This is a genomic window from Xanthomonas sp. NCPPB 2933, from assembly GCF_056725225.1.
The window spans coordinates 3,316,496-3,337,210 of sequence record NZ_CM161518.1; the positions used below are offsets into that span (position 1 = coordinate 3,316,496).

Sequence of the window (20,715 nt, forward strand, 5' to 3'; positions counted from 1 at the left end):
TCCGTTCCGTGTGCACGATTACTGCGGCGTCCGCCCCAACAGTTGCGCCACGCGCCGCTCCAGATCGATCGCAAGAAACGGCTTGGTGAGCACTTCCATGCCATCGTCCAACTGACCGGCTCCAACCGCAGCGGTGGCCGCATAGCCGGTCACGAACAGCACCGGTAGCGACGGTCTATACTGGCGCCCCGCATCGGCGACCTGGCGTCCGTTCAAGCCGCCGGTCAGGCCCACATCCGTCACCAGCAAGTCGATCGCTTCCTGCGAGCGCAAGCGCTCCACGGCAGCACTGCCTTCGGCTGTTTCGATGACGCGGTAGCCCGCTTCGGTCAGCACTTCGGACACCAGGACACGGATCGCGGTTTCGTCTTCCACCAGCAGCACCGTGCTGCTGTGCGTGGGCGATTGCAGCGAGGGTTCGACCGGGTGCTGCATCTCATCGGCCGGCAGCAGGCCGGTGAAACGCGGCAGATACAGCAACATGGTGGTGCCTACGCCCTCTTCCGAATCGATGCGCACATGCCCGCCGGATTGCCGGGTGAACCCATAGATCATCGACAAGCCCAGGCCGGTGCCCTGCCCGATCGGTTTGGTGGTGAAGAACGGCTCGAACACCTTGGACATGACCTCGGCGCTCATGCCGGTGCCGCTGTCCTGCACGCTCAGGCACACATAATCGCCAACCGGCAGATCGAGCTGCTGCGCCGCGGCCTCGTTCAACACGCAATTGGCAATGGCAATGGTGAGCTCGCCGCCATCGGGCATGGCATCGCGTGCGTTGATGCACAGGTTCAACAACGCGTTTTCCAGCTGCGGCGCATCCACCAACACTTTCCACGACTCCGCCGCCGGGCGCAGTTGCAAACTGATCGAAGGCCCCAGCGTGCGCGCAATGATGTCGTGCATGTCGCGCACCAGCGCTTCCACCTCCAGCGCGGTCGGTGCCAGGGTCTGCCTGCGCGAAAACGCCAGCAACCGCTGCGTCAGCGCCGTGGCGCGCGCGGCGCTGGATTGCGCCATCTCCACATAGCGCTCCAGACGGTCGTACTTGCCTTGTTCGATGCGCGTCTGCAGCAGCTCCAGCCCAACGCTGATGGCCGTCAGCAGGTTGTTGAAGTCGTGCGCCAGGCCGCCGGTGAGCTGGCCCACCGCTTCCATCTTCTGGCTCTGGCGCAGTTTCTCTTCGGCCAACAGTAAGGCTGCGCTGCGCTCGCGCACGCGCTCTTCCAGCGTTTCGGTCAGCTGGCGCAATTGCTCTTCGGCGATGCGCTTGTCGGTGATGTCCGCTGCGGTGCCAAACCATTCGACGATCTGCTCATGCTCGTTGAGCAGCGGAATGGCGCGCATCAAGGTCCAGCCCACGCGTTGATCGGAACCCGGCACGCGGTATTCCAGATCCAGTGAGGTCTTGTTGACGATCGAATGCGCAATGGCCTCTGCCAGCCGCGCGCGATCGTCCGGATGCACCATGTCCTGCTGCCAGTTCGGCATGGCCGACAACGCATCGCTCAGCGCGCCATCGCCAACCAGCTGACGCAGTTCGCACCAATCGGCACTGGCCGAAAAAATCGATTGCGACGATGCACGCACCAGCGCATCGAGCCGGCGTTCGCTCTTGCGCAAGGCCTCGCTGGCCAGCCGTTCGGCAGTGCGATCGCGCAGCACTTTGACAAAACCGATCGCCGCGCCGGTCTCTTCGCGCAGCACCATCAACGAACCATTGGCCCAGAAGCGCTCGCCGGATTTGCGGATGTGCCAGCGCTCGTCCATGCCGCTGCCGCTTTCCAGCGCCGCAGCCGCTTCGATCAGGATCTGCCGGTGCTCCACATCTTCAGGCGTGAACGTGCGCTCCAACGACTGGCCGAGCATTTCCGTCTCGGTCCAGCCCAGGATGCGCCGCGCGCCTTCGTTCCATGAGGTGACCCGCCCCTGCAGATCGGTGGCGATGATCGCGTAATCCATCACGCTGTCCAGGATCTGCCGGTTGCGCACTTCCGCCTCGCGCACCGCGCGTTCCAGGCTGATGCGATCGGTGATGTCCAGACCCTGCACGAAGATGCCGGAGACGGTGCCGTTGGCACCTGCAATCGGCTGATAGACCAGATCCAGCAGGCGCCGCTCCACCGGGCCACCTGGCGCGGCCTGCACGTTGTACGCAAGCGCATTGGCCGCATAGGCACGCCCCGACTGATAGACCTCGTCCAGGTGGCGCAGATGGCCTTGCTCGACCAGGTCAGGCAAGGCCTCGGCCAATGGCTTCCCGATCACGTCGCGGTGGCCGATCAAACGCGAATAACACGGGTTGGCGAATTCCACCCGGTGCTGCGGCCCGCTCAGGAACGCCATGAACATCGGCGCCTGCTCGAACAACCGGATCAAGCGCTCGTGCTCATCGGCAAGCCGGCTCTGCGCCAGCTTGCGGTCGGTGACTTCGTTGGTCACGCAGAACGCACCGCCGACACGGCCATCGTCCAGATAGATCGGCGAGAACGAGAACGTCCACCAGGTCTCTTCGGGCGCGCCGTAGCGGCTCATGCCGATCGGCACTTCTTCGAAGCGCGATGCGCGCCCTTCGAACGCGGCTTCGATCGGCCCACGCACGGCCTCCCACGCATCGGCCCACAACGCGCGCAGCGGTGCACCCAAGGCCTGCGGCTGACGCGGCCCCAAAATCGGCGCATACGCATCGTTGTAGAAAAAGGTCAGCGCCTCGCCCCACACCACATACATGCTTTCCGGCGAGCCCAGCATCAAGCTGACCGCGTTGCGCAACGGCGATGGCCACTGCGCACTCGGCCCCAGTGGCGTGGACGCCCAATCGTGGCTGCGGACCGCCTGCGCCATGGCGCTGTCGCCGTGCGGAAATGACGAACTCATACGCAATGCGACCGCACTAGCGCCATGCGGCAGCCGCACTGTGTGGACCACGGGCGCAACGCAACGCGGCCCTGGCCCGGATTACCGATCACACCTACCTGCATCTTTTTCAAACCATTGATAGAGAGGCCAGCTGCCAACCTTGCGTATCGCCTATCGCAAGACCAGGCGCACGCGCATCCGGCTATCATCTGGCCTGCGCCCGGCTGCGTCCAGCCGAACCCACCCGGCATTGCTGAATAGCTAGCGCAGGCAACACGCGCTGCACAGCACCCAGACGATGCACTGCCTCGACTGCGCAACGACTGCCTGACCGGCAGCGTACCCAACCGGCGACGGCGTGCCGTGCCAGGCAGCAGAGGTCGCACCGATGCAGGCGTGAACGCGTCGCCGGGAGCAGCACCCATGCCCCGCGCCTTGATGCCCGATAAAATCGCCCGATGGCTGAAAGGCATCACACGGTTGCGCGCATGCAGGATCAAGACGAACGCATTCACCCCCAGGCGGCAGTGGCGCCGGGTTACCTGGCCAATCACGCAGCGCGGGTCTTCAATCGGCTGGTCGACGCCGAACTGCGGCCGCACGGCGTCTCGCTGGCCCTGATCGGACCGATTCTGCTGCTGTCCTGGAAGGGGCCGATGTTGCAACGCGACCTGGTGATCGCCTCTGCGGTCAAGCAGCCCGCCATGGTCGCCCTGCTCGACAAGCTGGAAGCGCAAAAGCTCATCAAACGCGCACCCACCGCGCAGGACCGCCGCGCCGCGCTGGTATCGCTCACCGCGCGCGGTCGCAAGATGGCCGAGCTGGGCGCTCGGGTGCTGATCGATCTGAATGCCGATGCCTTGCAAGGCTTCTCACCTGAGGAGGCCCAGAAAACCGTCGCGTTCATGCAGCGCCTGATCGTCAACCTGGAGCAACGCGGCGCAGACCTGTAATATCACCTCTGATATTTATCTCTACGGGTGATTGTAATGGCGCGTCGCATCCTCATCACCGGCGCCAGCGTCGCCGGCAATACCGCCGCCTGGACGCTTGCCAACCAGGGACTCGACGTCGTGGTGGTGGAACAGGCGGCGCACTTCCGCGACGGCGGCCAGAACATCGACGTACGCGGCGTCGGCCGCCAGGTGCTGCAGCGCATGGGTCTGGAACAGACCGCACTCGACCGTGGCACCGGCGAGCAAGGCACTGCCTGGGTCGACGAACACGGCCATGCGGTGGCCACTTTCAAGACCGACGACATCGACGGCGACGGCCCAACCGCCGAGCTGGAAATCCTGCGCGGCGACCTCGCCCGCCTGCTCTACGAAGCCGCACGCGACAAGGCGACCTATCGCTTCGGCGACCGCATCGCCAGCATCCAGGACGACGGCAACTGCGCGACAGTCAATTTCCACAGCGGAAGCAGCGACCGCTTCGATGCAGTCATCATCGCCGAAGGCGTCGGCTCCTCCACGCGCGAACAGCTTTTCCCGGGCGAAAACGACCCACGCTGGATGGATCTGACCATCGCCTACTTCACTATCGCACGCAGCGCAGACGACGATCGCCTGTGGCGCTGGTATCACACCACCGGCGGCCGCAGCATCTCGTTGCGGCCGGACCGGCACGGCACCACGCGCGCCATGCTGTCGCTGCAGAAGGTCACCGACGGCGAACAGGACTGGGATCAGGCAACGCAGAAAGCGTACTTGCGTGAACAGTTCGCCGACGCCGGCTGGCAGGCAGCGCGCGTACTGGACGGCATGGACAGCACCGACGACTTCTACTTCGACGCCTTGCGGCAGGTGCGCATGCCGCGCTGGCACACAGGCCGCGTCGTCCTGACCGGTGACGCGGCGTGGTGCGCAACCCCGCTGGCCGGTATCGGCGCCACCCTGGCGGTCACCGGCGGCTATGTGTTGGCAAGCGAGATCGCACGCACCGATGATCTGCAGAGCGCATTCGCCGCCTACGCGACCGCCATGCGGCCGATGGTCGAACAGGGCCAGGGCGTGCCCAAGATCGGTCCGCGACTGATGAACCCGCGTAGCCGGCTCGGCATCCAGCTGTTGCACGGCGCACTGAAATTCGCCAGCCAACCGAGTATCCAGACCATCGCTGCGAAGCTGATGACGCCCTCGATCAAGGCGCCGGATCTGGCGCGCTACGACTGAGCCTGCCGGGCTCTCAAGCGCTGCACAGCGCGGTGACGTTGCGACGTGTCGTCCCGATCGGGATGACGTCGCATCGCCACGAAACCAACCACACCTGAATCGGCCGACGCGCCGGTTTCAGTTTCAATGGCTGGGGTCGCTAACGAACACGTAGAGACGCAATCGGAGCAGCGGCAGCCATGTCGCTTCGAGGAGCGTGCACCTGCCTTCGCCTCCCGGCTGCTGCCGGGACTCCCCTGCTCTCCGCTTTGTCGGATCATCGATCGAACCCCCATGCATGTCTTTTTGAATCTGCGTATTGGTCAACGCCTGGCCCTTGGCTTTCTGTCGATCATCGTGCTGATGGTGATCCTGACCGTCGTCGGCATCCACCGCGTGCGCAGCATCGACCAGCAGCTGACCGCCATCAACGAGGTCAACAGCGTCAAACAACGCTATGCGATCAACTTTCGCGGCAGCGTCCACGACCGTGCGATTGCGCTGCGCGATGTGGTGCTGATGGACGAGGCGGCAGACCGGCACGCAGCAGAACAATCGATCGACAAGCTCGCCGCAGACTACGCACGCTCCGCGCAGCCGCTCGACAGCATGATCGCCGCCTCTTCGGATGCCAAAGAGAAAAAGATTCTCCAGCAGATCAAGGCGATCGAGCAGCGCACCATGCCGTTTATCGCCAACGTGCGTGCACTGCGCGAGGCCGGCGACAAACCGCAGGCAGAGCAGCTGCTGTTACATGAAGCGCGTCCCGACTTCATCGCCTGGCTGGCCAGCATCAACGCCTTCATCGATCTGCAGGAAGCCAAGAACCGCGAGGCCGCCAAAGACGCCGTCGCCACCGCACGCGGCTTCGCCATGCTGATGGTGATCTCCACCGTCATCGCGCTGCTGCTGGGCGCCACGATCGCCTTCTTGCTCACCCGCAGCGTGGTGCTGCCCCTGCGCCAATCGCTGCGGCTGGCAGAGCGCATCAACGACGGCGATCTGCGCAGCCAGGACATGCCCACCAGCCAGGACGAATCCGGCCAGCTGCTGCGTGCCATGCAACAGATGCAGCGCCGCCTGCAAGAGGTGATCTCCGCACAGCGTGCCATGGCCGCCCGCCACGAAGCCGGCGAGATCAGCTACCGCACCGACGCCAAGCGTTTCCCGGGCGAATACGGCGATATGGTGCAGGACACCAACGCACTGGTGCATGCGCACGTGCAGACTCAGCTGCGCATGACCGAGGTCATGGGCAGCTACGCGGTGGGCAATCTCGCGCAGGAAATCGAACAGTATCCCGGCGAAAAGGCCGCCATCACCGCCACCATGCAGCAGGTACGGCAGAACCTGCGCGCCATCAACGCACAGATCCAGGAACTCACCCAAGCTGCGTGCGCAGGCAACTTCGCACTCCGCGGCCAGCCGGAAAAGTTCGAGCACGACTTCCGCCTGATGGTCGAAAACCTCAACACCATGATGGCCACCTCCGACACCAACCTGGCCAAGTTCTCCGACCTGCTGCGCGCCATCGCCGACGGCGACCTGACCGTGCGCATGACCGGCAACTTCCACGGCGTGTTCGCCTCGATGCGCGACGATGCCAACAGCACCGTGCATCGCCTGACGGACATCGTCACGCATATCCAGACTACCTCCAACAGCATCGGGTTTGCCGCCGAAGACATCGCCAGCGGCAATCAGGAACTGGCGCGCCGCAGCGAACAACAGGCCGCCAGTCTCGAAGAAACCGCCGCCTCGATGGAAGAGCTGACCTCCACCGTCAAGCAGAACGCCGAGCACGCAGGCCGCGCCAACCAGCTCGCGCTGGGCGCCGCCGCGATCGCCTCGGACGGACGCGACGTGGTCGGCCAGGTCATCGAAAAGATGTCAGGGATCGAAGCGGCGTCCAAGCGCATCGCCGACATCATCTCGGTCATCGACGGCATCGCCTTCCAGACCAACATCCTCGCCCTCAACGCCGCCGTCGAAGCCGCACGCGCAGGCGAACAAGGCCGCGGATTCGCCGTGGTCGCCTCCGAAGTGCGCACCCTCTCGCACCGCTCATCGGACGCCGCCAAGGAAATCAAACGCCTGATCGACGACTCCGTACAACGCGTCGCCGACGGCGCAACGCTGGTGCAAAAAGCCGGCACGACCATGAGCGAGGTCGTCACCAGCGTCCAGCACGTCACCGACATCATGGGCCACATCTCCGCCGCCTCCCAAGAGCAGGCCGGCGGCATCGAACAGGTGAATCAGACCATCGCCCAGATGGATGAAACCACCCAACACAACGTCCGCCTGGTAGAAGCGGCAAGCACCGCCGCGCGTGCGCTCGAAGACCACTCCGTGCAGCTGATCCGCGCTGTGGACGTGTTCAAGGTCAAGGCTGCGGTCATTTAAGCGCGGCGTCCCCAACGTCGCGAGCAGCCGTCGGCCGGGTATGGACGGCACACTCAGAACAACAGTGGACGAGTGGCACATGCCGCACCGAGTACCCGCTGCGCTCGCCTGGTGGTGAGCGCAGTCGCTTTGTTAGCCGCTCTCACACCATCGATTGCCCTCGCTGGACGTCGCGCCACGAATGCGCCGGACCACATGGTCGGCTGAAGATTTCGTCGACTCTGAGACGTTATGTCGGGTTCCCACTGGCGCATCCGACAAGGTTGGCCAACGCATTTTATGCAGCTCCCAACGCTCGTCAGGACATCGATATGCCTATCCACAATCAAGGCATCAAAGCAGCCGTCTTGCTGACGCTGCTTGCGTCAAGTGGTCACGCAACCGCCAGTTGCAACGTTGTCGCCCACATCGAGGGCTCCATCAGCGGCTGGCCCACCCGGGTTGCGAACTCTTCAAATGATCGGCTCAGAACCGCATACGCCGCCAATAGCTGCACCTTCACGAGAGGAGAGCATGGCGGTGGGCAAATACCTCCCGGAGCAGGGGGCGACACCCATGTCACGGTTCGCATCGATACCGCGCCGACCAAGACCTGCCACGTCTTCAAGCTTCCGTCCAATGCACCGCAGGGAAGCAGAAACCCAACCACTTGCATTTGAGCCATTGGTTCGATGGACGTGGTCTCGGAAAAACTCGACGGGCAACGCCAAGCCCTGCCTTGTCACGCGATCACAACCGATGCGTGAATGATTTCGTTCGGCGACCGGTGACGAAACCGCCATCAGGAGTAATCGAAGATGGACCACCTGGTGAGACGTTATGTCGGGTAGCGTTTTTTTTAAACCGGCAAGGTGCAGACAGAGGGAACCTTTGAACGATCCACCGCAAACGCGTCGCCACCCTCGTCAGGATGATCGCTGGGCGCCATGTCTCACGTGTCGCATCGATACCAATTCGGATTCCTTTTCCAACTGTCGTTAGCGCAGCAAGCCAATCGGCAAACGGAGCGAATCACCGTCTCCGTCTCTTCACCTACAACGTCGGGAGCATCTCATGGCAGGCAAAGTCACGGTATTCAACAGCTACAACGAACCCATCACGTCTCTGCTGGTAACCAACAACAATGCCGGCAACATCGCCGGTTGGGCCGCCGGCCCGACGCCGCCATTATATACGCCGAGTTCGCTGGCCGTGCCGCGTTCGAAGTATCCCTCGACGAGCGCGGTGTTCGCATACGGCGACAACACTTTGGTCTTCGCATGGGATAGCCGCACTGGCCACGCCACGGTCACTATTTCACAGGACAGCAGCCTCGACGACGACCTGATTCTGTATATCACGCAGAACAAGGCGATCCTGTTGACGGCGCGCGGCGTGGTGCTCAACACCTTCGATGTCACCACATCGCTGAGCATGGCGGCCAAGGAAGAATCGCAGGACGCGGTCTGATCGACCACGCACAGGCGGCATCTGGCGTACCCAACGTCCGCGGTTGATGCAGGCGCGATGGCCGGCAGACAACCGCCGTCCATCGATGCCGACGACCACGCTGCATCCGGATCGTCGTCATTGCGTCCGTCGGCGCACTCGGATCGAGGTACGTCGCGGCTCACCGGAGATCAGCTCACCGATGCACTCCATGGCAGACATGATCTTCACTCGGATCGCGCTCGACGCTGCCGGCTTTGCGCTCTATTCGGCCGCCGTGGATCAGGCCATTGGTGTCGCGCCCGTCCAGGCAGGCTTTTTGCTGCTGCCGGGCGGTGCCGGCGCATCGCAGACCGGCGTCCGGCGAGACGAGCAGGCGCCGCAGGAGTTGAGCTTGTCGCAAGCCTGGCAACAGCCCGGCTATTTCCTGTTCCATCCGCAATCGCAGGCACTGCCGGCGGAGCCGGCCGACATCGCACAAACCCTCGGGCTCACGCCGCCTTACGCCACGCTGCGTGGGGTGGCCTGGCTATGGCAAGCGGCGCCGCCGCAATCCTGGGCCAGCACGAGCGTGCCGCTGTTCTATTTCTCGCCCACCAGCGGGCAGGTGGCGGGCAGCAACGGCTCGCTGCCGTTCGGTCATGTCGATCTGGTGCTACCGAGCGGTACTCAATGGACGCTGTCAGCAGAGACCGGGCTGGCCACCTTCGTGGGCGATGGCATCGCCCTGCTACGCGACTCCGGCCAGGGCACGCCGCTCTCGCCAGACGCCTACAGGGTGTCGCTGTCGTTCGATCCGGCCGCGGCCGGCCTGCTGCGCTTCACCGCAGAGTGGGACCCGTACAACCTGTTCGGGCTGTTCGCCGACGATCCGCAGGCGCCCGGCCTGCAAGGCGGCGAGCTGCGCTACTTCCATCCGGACCCGCAGGCGCCGCAGGGGTTTGCGCAACTGCGCTATCCGGTGCTACCGCCGCTACCGCCGCTGCCCGCCAACGACTGGCCGGCGTTTCTGCTGGACTGCGAGATGGATCCGCTCGCACCGCTAGACGGGACACGCACCCGTTTTCTGTTCCGGCCGCAGCGGCTGGACAACCTGGCCTCGTCGTTCGGCCGTACCGTGTCTGGCGATCTGGTGACACTGGCGCCGAGTGTGACGTCGAATGGTTCGCGGGTCGGGCTCTATCCGGCTGCACGGCCCGGCGCTGCGCAAGCGCCGGCAGCCTATCTCGCCCCACTTGGCCCGTTCGTGCTGACGGTACCGGGCGGTGCGGCGAAGCTTTCCTGCGGCACGCTCGGCACCGAATACCTGCGCGTCGCAGACGGCGACATTCTCGATTTCGTGCCATCGATGCCGGCCTGCTCAACGGCGTTTGGCACCGCCATGGAACGGCGCATGACGCTGGCCGATGGCGCCGACACCAAGCCATTGCTCGACGGGCCATTTGCCACCTCGTGGGTACGGTTTCGTCCAGGCGCAGCCGCCGCCATGCGCGGCTACTACGCGCAACCTGGCGCGTCGGTCAATTTCGGGCGCGGCGCGGTCTCCCCGGACATGCGCTATCCGGCTGCGGTGTCTGCGCTCGTCTCCACGCTCGCATCGACGACGAAGAGTGACGAGATCCCGGTGGCGTTTCCGATGGTGCAGTACGGTGGCGTGTTCGCGCTCGCCGACGCGACCGTACAGGACGCTCAGCTGCTGGCTGGCTACGAGAAACAGGTGATCGCCGGCCTGCGCGGCGCGCTGATCCGCGGTAGCACGCCTGATCGCCCGGTGTTCGTTGGCGAACAGGGTGCGCCATTGCCCGGCACCCGCACTTCCACACCGCAAGGGCTGCTGGTCCAGCTCAACTCGGCAACGCAGTCAACGCGGGCCGGCATTGCCGCCGCGCAGGCGCCCGAGGTGCAGGCCGGCACCTGGCAGTCGCTATTGCTCGCACGCAGTGCGGAGCAGACGCTGTCGTTCGACGCCGATCCTGCAACCGGCGTAGTGGACGCGCAGTTGGCCAGCACCTTGATGCGCGAACAACTGTTTCTGGTGCTCAACGACTGGAGCCGGTTCCCGAACATCACCCGCATGATCGCGGTGGCAGGCTTCAACTTCGAGATCGCGCCCGACGTCGACGCAACCGATCGCTGGCGCACCGTCCTTGTCTTCAAGTACGCAACGACACAGAGCCTGGCCGAGCTGATCCGTGCGCCGGAGAGTTGGGCCAACACGGACTATTTCATCGGCGACGCTACGCGCGTAACCGACACCCAGTCTGTGCTGATCGATGCGCTGGCCGTTGCAGAAAAAGCGAGCAGCGATGACGACGACCCGTTCGCCGATTTCCGCACCAAGGCAGCCGATCCCGGCTGGACCGGCATGCTTGCCTTCAATGCGCCGATCAATGGCAACGGCATGCCGGACGATCTGCAGATGCTGCTGGCCGGCATCGACGGACAGTTGAGCGCCCATCACTTCGGCGTGCAGGCCAACCGCATCAGCGACGGCGCCGACCAGGAGCCGCAAATCAGCGAAAGCGCGCTGTTCGGGGTGATCTATCACCACGCGGCGACTGCGATATTCAAACGCGAGCCTGCCGCGCCGCACTCGGACCAGACGCCGCCGGACTACGCATTCGTCGTGGAGGAGCTGTCGGTGGCGATCAACCAGTCGCTCGTCACCCAGTTCCATTGCCGGGTGGGAATGACCATCAACACGCTGTTCGGCCGTGCGGTCACGCTGACCGGCGCGGATATCAACGCCGACGTGCCGCCCAACACCGTGGTAGTTGCGGGCCGTTATCAGCGGCACGGCGAGGTCGGCACGGTGACGTTCGACGGCGGCCAGCACGGCAGCTTCGCGTTCAACCCGGACCGCTCACGCATCCGGGTGATCGATACCTTCCAGGTCAGTGGCGCCAGCCTGGTGCCGATTGCCTCTGTCCCGTCTGTCCCCGCCGATGCCGATGCCGGCACCACCATCACCTCGCGCTTTGCACTGAGCGGCACGCTCGCGTTCGCGGCCGATCCGTTTCCTGGCGTGACCGGGCTCGACCTGTTCTCCTACGGCCTGCCCGGTGCCGCACCCGGCACGACCACCACCGGTGTGGCGCTGACAAGCCTGGCGTTTGGCATCAGCTGTCAGCTCGACGCCGACGGCAAGCGCATCGGGCTGCCGCAGATCACGGTGGATTTCTCGGGGCTTCGGGCAACGGACGATCGCAGCGGACGGCGGCCCGGCGCACTGGTGCGCATGCTGCCGCTCACGCTGCAGGCGATCCTGCACGACGAGGCGGGCCTGGATATCAAGGCGCTGGGCGCGTTGCCCGTGCAGGTGCCGGCGCTGACCGGCGTCGCCGCCTGCGTGCCAGGCGGCGGTGGTGTTGCGCCGATGCCCACGCAGGTCGCGTATGTGACCTCCAAGCCGCTGTATGCCCTGCAATTCGCGCTGCCGCTCGGCGCGCTCGGCGCGCTGGCCGATGCCCACGCATCGCTCGATGCCTCGCTGATCGTCGCCTGGGGTGCGAGCACCTACACGCCCGACGACGACGGCGTCGCGCTGTTCGTGCAGTTGCCGCAGGTCACTGCCGGCGCCTTCGGCTTCAACCTGCAAGGCCTGCTCAAGACGACCTTCTCGGCGGCCAACCTCGGGCTGGTGAAGACAAAGAATGGGCCGGCCTACGTGCTGATGTTCAACAACGTGGCACTCAGCGTGTTCGGTATCACGCTGCCGCCGAAGGTACTTGCCGATTTCATCCTGTTCGCCGACGCCAATGATCCGGGCGGCGGCAATCTGGGCTGGAGCCTGGCTGCGACGCAGACGCCATGACCGACACCGATCCGATTCTCGCCGCACGCAGTGTTCCTGTGCTGATGCAAGCGCTCAACGACGTCTACGGGTGGAACCTGCCCGTCGCGATGGCCGCCGGCACGCCGCTGGCGGCACTGTGGGCAATCGCCATCAGCGTGCGCAAGGATCCGGCCACCGGCGTGCTCTACCTCGCCACTGGCAGCACCACCTACCCGGTCGCGGCGATCCTCGAAGGGATCGTCGATGCCCAGGTCCTCAGCGGCGGCACCCACCCGTTGCCTCCCGCGCCCATCACCCACCGCAGTGCCGCACCCAGGAGAACCACCCATGAGCAAGCAACTGTCGCGCAAGGCCGCCGCCGTGGTCGCCGCTGATCCGCCGACCCCGCCGAGCACGCATCTGGTCTTCGGCCTGAACTTCAATCTGCACGGCACCATGGTGCCGGTATCGACCGACGACATCGCCAACGCCAAGACCAACGGAATCGAGTTCACGCTGCCCGCGCCGGTCGATCTCGGCACGCTGGACGACTTTGCGGCATGGTTCAAGACGCAGTTCAACATCGACCTGCCCAGCGCCGACCAATTGCCGGCACCGCTAGACAGCATCATGGGCAAGCTCACCACGCTCGACGTGGCCGTCGACCAATTCCACATAAAGGTACCGGGCACGGCCTCCCCCGACCAGTCCACCCTGTACACACTTGCGATGTCGGCGGTGTGGCCTGACGGCCAGGGCATCCCGCTGATTCCGGGCGTGCTGTCGATCGAAGGCGCGGTGTTCGGCGCCAGTAACGAAACGCCCAAGTCCAACAGCTGACGCGCCGCCCATGAGCAGGTTCACGCTAGGCGTACAAGCCACCTTGCTGCTGCCGTCGGCATCGCACGCACTCGTCGATGCCGATGCGGCCGGCTATGGCCTGCAATTCGGCTTTGCGTTCGGCGATGGCCCTGCCCAATTCGTGGTGGGGCCATCGCCGCGGCAGCCGCCGCTGAGCCTGGGCGCGGTGATCGGACAGATCGCCAAGATGCTGGGGATCGATGCGGTCGGGCAGATTGCGCATCTGAGCGCCTCGCTGCCATGGAGCAAGATCTTCGACGTGAAGATCGCACCCTATTTGACCGTATCGGTCGGTGAGGTGACGGCAGTACAACTGGTGGTGAAACTGTACGACGACGATGGCTACGGCATCCGGCTCGGCGGCAGCTATGGCCCGGTCACCATCGAGCCAAAATTCACCGTCTACGATCTGATCGTCGGTTACGACACGTCCAAGGATGGGCTGGCGGTCAGTGCACGCGTGGCGTTTTCGGAGCAGGACGCGTTTATGCAGACGCGCTTGCTCGCGGCAGGGATCCAACCGGGAACAACGATCGCCGCACCGCTGGACGATGACGCCAAAACCTCGGTCGTCAACTATCCGTTCCCGGTCCCCGCGCAGGGCGGCAGCAATTTCCAGGTGAAGTATCTGGGCCTGGGCCAGCGCTTCGGCCCGCGCGTGGATATGACCAAGGACGATCCGATTGCGGCGATGTTTACCGAACTCGAATCGACGTTCACCACCAACGACCCGCGGCAACTGCTGGATAGTCTTGGCACGTATTACGACGCATCGCGTGACTGGTTCGTGGCCGCACACATCCTGGTGCGTGGCTGGGACATCCGTGCCGTCTTCAACGATCCAGTGCTTTACGGACTGGAAATCACCTGCTCGGCCGACCAGTTCAAAGGGCTGCTGTTCGAAATCCTGTACCAAAAACTCGGCCCACATCTTGGCGTGTATTACGGCGCGCTGACGATGCCCACGCAGTTCCGTCAGATCAACCTCGGCGCGGTGGCGCTCACGCTGCCCTCGTTCAAGATCTGGATCTACACCAATGGCGACTTCAAGGTCAGCGTCGGCTGGCCGCTCGGCGACGATTCGATCGGCGTGCAGGTCTACATCTTCACCGGCGGCTGCGGCTTCTATTTCGGCAAGCTGCGCTGCGGCGACAATCCAGCCAGCGCCACCGCCGCGCTGAAGGCAATCGGCTCGGCGGCGGCCACCGACGTGGTCAGCTACAACCCGATTGTGACCTTCGGTCTGGCGATGTGGTTCGGGGTCGGGCGTTCGATCAGTGCGGGCCCATTCTCGGCGTCGCTGTCGCTGACCGCGCAGGGCACCTTCCAGGGCATCCTGGCATGGCGCGACGCGGCGGATGGCGGCTCGGTTTCCAAGACGCCCGATTATTTCTGGTTCGCCGCCACCGTCGGCATCGTCGGGCAGTTGCAGGGCGAGGTCGATCTGAGCGTGGTCAAACTCTCGGTGCTTGTGCGGCTCTCGGTGGTTGCCGGCATCGCATTCGAAACCGGCTACGGCACGGTCATCAACGTCACCGCGCGCGTGGACGCCGAGGCACGCCTGAAGATCCTGTTTGTCACGATCTCGGTGGGCTTCCACACCACAATTTCCACCTCTTTCGAGATCACCGGCGGCACCCCGGCCAGCCTGGATGGACCGCTCGATCCCGCCTTCCATGGCATGAACGACTGGGCGCATCGCGGCATCGAACAGCATGAGCGCAGTCTGCTCGCCCATCGTCAGCGGCTGCGTGCTGCCACCGCACCGCTGGCCCGGACCGCATGGCACGCAAGTCCGCCGGTCGCGCCGGTCGAGGTGGCGCTGTCGTTCCTGCTGCAGCCGTCGGTGGTGTATACGGCTGACGTCGGCAGCGCAGTCGGCGTGGCGACGCTGATCATCGGTGCGCCCGGCGCCAGCGACGCCGCGCACTTGAGCGCGCTCGAGATGCTGGTCGGCGCGCTCGCATCATGGCTCTTGCGCACCTGGTCCAACGGTACCGGCAGTTGGGCTCAGGTGATCGCGAACCTGGGACAAGGCCGCGCTCTGCCACCTGCCGAGTGGGATAAGACGCTGACCGGTTGCCTGTCCACCGAGGTCCGCTTCACGCTCAATCCAATGGATCTAAGCGTGCATCGCGAGGACGGCGACTGGGCGATGTTCCCGATGTTCGACGCGCTGCAGATGAGCTGGACCGGACACGACACACCGCTGGTGTTCGCCGACCACGCGCGCACCTATCCGGATTACCGTCAGGCCGTCGAGGCCTATTTCGCCCAGCTCTCGCTCAGCGTGCTGACCGACAACCCCGACCTGCGCGGCGCGGCACGCTTCGGCGCAGCCGCCAGCGACGCGCCGCAGGGTCCATCGCTGACCGCTTACATGTTCGACGACTACTTCCTCACGCTGTGCCGCCAGATGGCGAGCAGCCTCGCCGACACAGAGCGCGGGACGGGGCAACCCGGCGCACTGCCGGACACTACGCTGACGCGCACCCTGGGGGGCATGACCTCGCGCTACCTGATGAACGGCATGCGCCTTCCCGACCCGGCCACAACGCCAGCAGATATCGAGAGGGTCGATCTATACACGCTCGACATTGCCGCCGGCTACGCGCTCAACGGGCAGCAGTTCGCAATTGCGACCAACGCAAGCGAGCCGCCCACCAGCGTCTCGGCGACCCTCTCGCTTGCACCCGCCCCGCTCGGCGCGGTGGCGGCAATTCCGGTGAAATTCGCCGGTGGCGGCAGCAGCGTCACCTCAACGATGCCCGTCGAGGCCGTGCCACCGGTGCCCTGCCCGCGATGGAGCCGACGCGGCCTGGCGCTTGCCGCAGCTGCGGCCGTCAGCGTGGCACCGATCCCGCCGGTGCATGGCGAGGCCGTCTGGTATGCCGCGCGCGATCGCCTGCCCTGGACAGCACCAGACGCGCCAGCACGCTTCGTAGTGCCGCTGCCGCCGGCGGTGCTGCAGCAGTCGGCCGGCGCGCCGCTCACCTTGACGGTCCAGACCGGCCGGCCGCAGACCTCGGACCCGGTCGGCCTGCAGCAGGTCAACCCGGCCCTGATGATCCAGGTGCCGATCTGGCTGGTGAATCGCGCCGCAGCCGGCAGTGTGGATGGCGACGGCGGCCCTGCGAATCCGTATTACACCGATATCTACCGCATCGGCGGTGCAGACGACGCCACGCGCGAGCGCATCCATGCCTTACTCAGCGCGCAAGCACTGGCCGGCGCAACGCTTTCGGTGCTCTACGACGCCACCACCACCGGCTATCAGTCCGACGCGATTTCGTTGTCCGCGCAGCCGATATTGCTGGCAAAGACCAACCTGTCGACGAGCAGCGAACCGGCGCTTGCGAATGTGCCGATGCGCCAGACCTTGCTGCGCGCGGGCGACGACCCACTCGGCCCGGTGTCGACACTTTTCCCCGATCCGCAGCACCCCGACGCCCCGGAAAACCAGCAGCGCCTCGAAGCGCTTCTGCAACTGATCTGGGAAGTCAGCGTTACCCAGTCGGACGGTTATTTCCTGCGCTACGCAGACGTCAGCGGCCAACCGCTGCCGGTGCGTATCTTCACCCCCAAGGGGCAAGCGGCGCCCACCGACGGCATTGCCAACGGCGACACCGCCACCCTTACGCTGCTGGTGAGCTTCCCCGCCTCGACCACGTTCCAGCCCTGGCACAACGCGTTCGCGCTCGCGCCACAGGGCAGCGTGGACGGCACGCTGTATCTCGGCGTCGCCGACGCCGCAGGCACGCCGCTGCTGCACTACCAGCCGTCTTATCCGCCCGGCTGTCTTGGCTTTGTGGCCGACTGGTCGCTTGCCAACACGATGCTCGCGCGCGAAGCCGGCACGCTGTACGACGCCGACTGGATCGCCGCCCTCTATCACCTGCTGCAGTTCCGCATCGACGGCGCAGCGGCCGACAGCGCGGTTCCGTTCGGCACCTCGCTGTGGAGTCTGGCGCTGAGCCCGTCGTCCGACAGCGCCGGGGAGGACGCGGCCAACGCTGCGCGCCCGGACAGCTTCGACGCGGCCCAGCAGAGCTATCGGCAAGTGGTGCCTGCCTATCGCTTCGTCACCCAGAATGGACTGGTCAGCAGCACGCCGTTGCCCTACGCGGCGATCGGCGGCAAGCCGAATCTGACGCTGCGCGTGAACGACGTGTTCGGCAACGCGCTCGACGGCGCGACCGACACCTTTACCACCGACTTCCCGGTGCTTTACAACGATGCGCTGCTCGCGCCAATGGAATGGCCTGGCGTGCGCTGCGCCTATCGCTTCGAACCCGGCCAGCTGGACAAGCCTAGCCAGCTGGGCTTGTCGATGCAGTTCGACCCCAGCCTGGTGATCCGCACCGATCCGGCGCTGGCCCACGTGCGCGTACATGGCCTGGCAACTGGTGCGACCGCAACCGACGACGACCGCGCCCAGCAGCAGATTCGCGCAGCACTCGGTCGCTATGCCACGGTAGCCGCGCAATTGGCAGATCCGCATACCTGCGTGACGCTCACCCAATCGGTGTTGCCCTCCAACGGCGGCGAACTCGGCGACGGTAGCGCCATCAAGCAGGCGCTGACTGCGTTCGCAAACGACATCGTGCAGCAGTTGAGCAACGCGCTCGGCGGCGGCACGGCAACGCCCAAAAGCCTGCTGCTGCAGCTCCCCTTCGACAAGACCGATCTGGCAAATCGCGGCGATGATTTGTTTGCGGTAACGGTCACGCTCACCTTCGCCCGACCGCCCGAGTTGGTCGACGAGGTAGCGCGCACTGGCATGCCGCGCGCGGTGTCGGTGGCGATGCCGCTGGCCGCCGATCTCGACCCGCCGTCGCAGGGCACTGCCCGCGCACGCCAGCGCGCTGCTGCCAGCGGCGCGGCGCCGGTGGAAGATGTCGGCCTGGCCTGGTTTGCCAGCCAGTTCGAGGCCAGCTTCGCGGGTTTCGACGGCGCCGACGGCACCACCCGGCTCGCCGTGCGCACAACAGCCGACAGCCCGGCAACCGGCGACGGCGGGGCCTCGCTATGGGGCATGCGCTGGAGCAAGACTCACGGCATCCATGTGCAGTTCCGCCAGGACGCGGCCAGCTACTTCACCCTGCTGCCGCTCAACACCAAGCTGATGTCCGGTCCCGCCCAGGTGCCTGTCTACAATCCCGATACGCTCGTGCCGACCTACACCACGCAGACCTTCAGTGGCGTGGATGTCGATGCCTGGGCGCAGAGTTTTTTATCCGCATTCGACGAACTGCTCGCGCCGGCAAACTGCGCCGCGCTCGCCGCGCTCGACGGTGCCGCCTACCAGACGCTGATGGGGCAGAAAGCCACCCTGGCAAAAGCGCTCGCGCGCGGTGTCGGCCCGGTGTTCCCATCGCTTTCCGGCGGCGATCTTGCCGCCGCGCAGGATCAATTCGAACAAAGCGTGCTGGCCGCACTCTCGACCGCCTACGCAGTCTCCTCGATCGTACAAGTGCCGGCCGACGTCTTCGTGGCCAACACCGCAGAAGCGGGCACGCTGCCACCGCGTTTCTTCGGTGGCCTCACTGCCAGCGCTACGGCAAGTGGCCCGACCGAAACCCTACCCTCCTCCTGCAGCATCAGCAGCGCAAAGCTGCCGATTGCCACAACGACCGCGTCCACGCCTGGCCTGCTCAATTTCCTGGTGACGGCCGCACACGCGGGCAACGATGCCAACCTGCATCTGGACCTGACCTACGGCGCACGTTTCGTCGAGCATCTGATCGACGACACGCAAGCGGCATTCGGCTATACGCCGTCGCAATGGCTGCGCTTCGTGCTCGAACTTCCCAACGATCCGCTGTCCATGCCGCTTGGTGCGATCGACGCACCGGTGCCGGTGCGCGCGTTTCCCGCCTCGCCGGTGCTGCAGACGCAGCGCGCCGAACAGACAAGGCCCGTCCGTTTCACCGCCTCGGCCACCACCGCGTTGCAATGGGATTACTCGACCCGGCTCGTGCTGGCCGAGCAGGAAGCGCAGGACGAACTGTGGCTGACGCTGACCTATAACCGGCCAGTGAGCGGCACGCTGCGCGGCCGGCAGCTCTCCGACCTCGGCACCATCGAAGCCGTGTTCGAGGCGTTGGCCGCGTTCATGGCCGCCTGGCCGGTGTTGCGGCCCGCCGTGCTCGCGCTGCAGCAGAGTGCGTTCGACGCACATGTGGGCATGCCGACACCACAGCAGGTGATCGGCGCACTGCTCGATCAGATCGGCCATGTCACCGCTGCGTGGGCGGCATGGCGCGGCCCGCCCGGCGATGCCGCCCGGGTGCTGCTCGCCAACGCGCCGGTAGCGCAGTCGAGCACGGGCTACGTCTTGAATCTTTCGCATGCGTTCGACGAACAGAAAACCGTGCAGCTGTTCGCCCAGGGTGCGTATGCGAACGGCCAATGCGATGCCGCAAGCATCGTCTGGCCAGCCATTAATGGCCAGATGCACGGCGAGGTGTCACCCGCTGGCGCGGCTGCACCCGACGACACGGCGTGCTGGTTCATGGCGACCTACGCCTACGCGGCGTTGCCGGAAGCAGCCACCGGCACCCTCGACGTCGTCTGGGAGAACCTGGACATCGCCACGCGCCAGACCGGCTATTCGACCTGGTGGATCGTCCGCAACGCCAATCTCGCCAGCGCCAACGGCGTGAGGACCAATCCCGCCCTGATCTACCGGACGCCGGAGGTCTCGTTCGCCTCGCCAGTGGTGCCGATCATCACCGTACCGCGCTGCACGTTCGGCTCCGGCGACGCACTGGCCGACGCAATCGAAAACGCGCTGGCGCCGCTCGCCGAGGCCACCAGCGCAGCGGCCAAGGAACGCCTGCTCAAGATCGCTGCCACGTATAGCTACCAGATTGCCGCGCCGGCACAAGGTGGCACCGGCCTGTGGAGCGACATGCCGATTTTGCTGGCCACCGACGTGCGACTCACCAGCGATGACGCGCAAGCCGTCTCGGATGATGCCGTGACGCTGCCTGTGCTGGCCGGACAATTGGCCAACGACTGCGCGCGCTGGTTCGCGATCATGCAGCCATCCACCGACGTCGCACTGCTGCGTCTGGACGTCACGCTGTTCGCCAATGTGGAAGGCACTCAAGTACCGATCGTGCTTGCGCCCGAGCTGGAGATCCAGGTTCCGCCGGGCGGGTGGAAGCCCTCCCCTTGAACGCCAACGACCGCTCCGACGCCGAGGGCGCAGCGAGGCCGCCCGTTCCG

Annotated in this window: 9 protein-coding genes; 8 read left to right on the top strand and 1 reads right to left on the bottom strand. The window is 65.3% G+C overall.

Annotation, left to right across the window (positions count from 1 at the left end; genetic code table 11):
- Positions 1-18: 18 nt before the first annotated feature.
- Positions 19-2,877: a hybrid sensor histidine kinase/response regulator gene (locus AC1PLU_RS13535; protein ID WP_481106485.1), complete on the bottom strand. Its 2,859-nt coding sequence runs from the start codon at positions 2,875-2,877 to the stop codon at positions 19-21.
- Between the two features lie 470 nt (positions 2,878-3,347).
- Between AC1PLU_RS13535 and AC1PLU_RS13540 the strand changes: the two genes are divergently transcribed.
- The 8 genes from AC1PLU_RS13540 (at position 3,348) to AC1PLU_RS13575 (ending at position 20,665) form a co-directional block, all read left to right on the top strand.
- A complete protein-coding gene (locus tag AC1PLU_RS13540) occupies positions 3,348-3,812 on the top strand; it encodes a MarR family winged helix-turn-helix transcriptional regulator (RefSeq protein ID WP_481095608.1) in 465 nt (154 codons plus the stop codon).
- 36 nt (positions 3,813-3,848) lie between these two features.
- Positions 3,849-5,033, top strand: a complete 1,185-nt coding sequence (locus tag AC1PLU_RS13545) for an FAD-dependent monooxygenase (protein WP_481106486.1) — start codon at positions 3,849-3,851, stop codon at positions 5,031-5,033.
- Positions 5,034-5,306: 273 nt separating this feature from the next.
- On the top strand, positions 5,307-7,418 hold the full coding sequence (locus tag AC1PLU_RS13550) for a methyl-accepting chemotaxis protein (RefSeq protein ID WP_481106487.1): 2,112 nt from the start codon (positions 5,307-5,309) through the stop codon (positions 7,416-7,418).
- A gap of 1,053 nt (positions 7,419-8,471) precedes the next feature.
- Complete coding sequence (locus AC1PLU_RS13555) at positions 8,472-8,867, top strand: hypothetical protein (protein WP_481106488.1); 396 nt, start codon at positions 8,472-8,474, stop codon at positions 8,865-8,867.
- Positions 8,868-9,057: 190 nt separating this feature from the next.
- Positions 9,058-12,660: a hypothetical protein gene (locus AC1PLU_RS13560; RefSeq protein WP_481106489.1), complete on the top strand. Its 3,603-nt coding sequence runs from the start codon at positions 9,058-9,060 to the stop codon at positions 12,658-12,660.
- Positions 12,657-13,016, top strand: coding sequence for a hypothetical protein (locus AC1PLU_RS13565; protein WP_176341731.1), 360 nt, complete (start codon positions 12,657-12,659; stop codon positions 13,014-13,016). The genes AC1PLU_RS13560 and AC1PLU_RS13565 overlap by 4 nt, the downstream gene beginning before the upstream one ends.
- Entirely contained in the window at positions 12,970-13,461 is a 492-nt protein-coding gene (locus tag AC1PLU_RS13570) for a hypothetical protein (protein ID WP_268211845.1), read from the top strand. Before AC1PLU_RS13565 ends, AC1PLU_RS13570 begins: the two co-directional genes overlap by 47 nt.
- 10 nt (positions 13,462-13,471) lie before the next feature.
- The gene (locus tag AC1PLU_RS13575; RefSeq protein WP_481106490.1) at positions 13,472-20,665 is read left to right on the top strand and encodes a hypothetical protein; all 7,194 of its coding nucleotides are present in this window, start codon (positions 13,472-13,474) and stop codon (positions 20,663-20,665) included.
- Positions 20,666-20,715: the final 50 nt, after the last annotated feature.

Excerpts from the sequence above, each read along its gene's own strand:
- AC1PLU_RS13535 (WP_481106485.1), bottom strand. The coding sequence starts at position 2,877 with ATGAGTTCGTCATTTCCGCACGGCGACAGCGCCATGGCGCAGGCGGTC.
- AC1PLU_RS13540 (WP_481095608.1), top strand. The coding sequence starts at position 3,348 with ATGCAGGATCAAGACGAACGCATTCACCCCCAGGCGGCAGTGGCGCCG.
- AC1PLU_RS13545 (WP_481106486.1), top strand. The coding sequence starts at position 3,849 with ATGGCGCGTCGCATCCTCATCACCGGCGCCAGCGTCGCCGGCAATACC.
- AC1PLU_RS13550 (WP_481106487.1), top strand. The coding sequence starts at position 5,307 with ATGCATGTCTTTTTGAATCTGCGTATTGGTCAACGCCTGGCCCTTGGC.
- AC1PLU_RS13555 (WP_481106488.1), top strand. The coding sequence starts at position 8,472 with ATGGCAGGCAAAGTCACGGTATTCAACAGCTACAACGAACCCATCACG.
- AC1PLU_RS13560 (WP_481106489.1), top strand. The coding sequence starts at position 9,058 with ATGGCAGACATGATCTTCACTCGGATCGCGCTCGACGCTGCCGGCTTT.
- AC1PLU_RS13565 (WP_176341731.1), top strand. The coding sequence starts at position 12,657 with ATGACCGACACCGATCCGATTCTCGCCGCACGCAGTGTTCCTGTGCTG.
- AC1PLU_RS13570 (WP_268211845.1), top strand. The coding sequence starts at position 12,970 with ATGAGCAAGCAACTGTCGCGCAAGGCCGCCGCCGTGGTCGCCGCTGAT.
- AC1PLU_RS13575 (WP_481106490.1), top strand. The coding sequence starts at position 13,472 with ATGAGCAGGTTCACGCTAGGCGTACAAGCCACCTTGCTGCTGCCGTCG.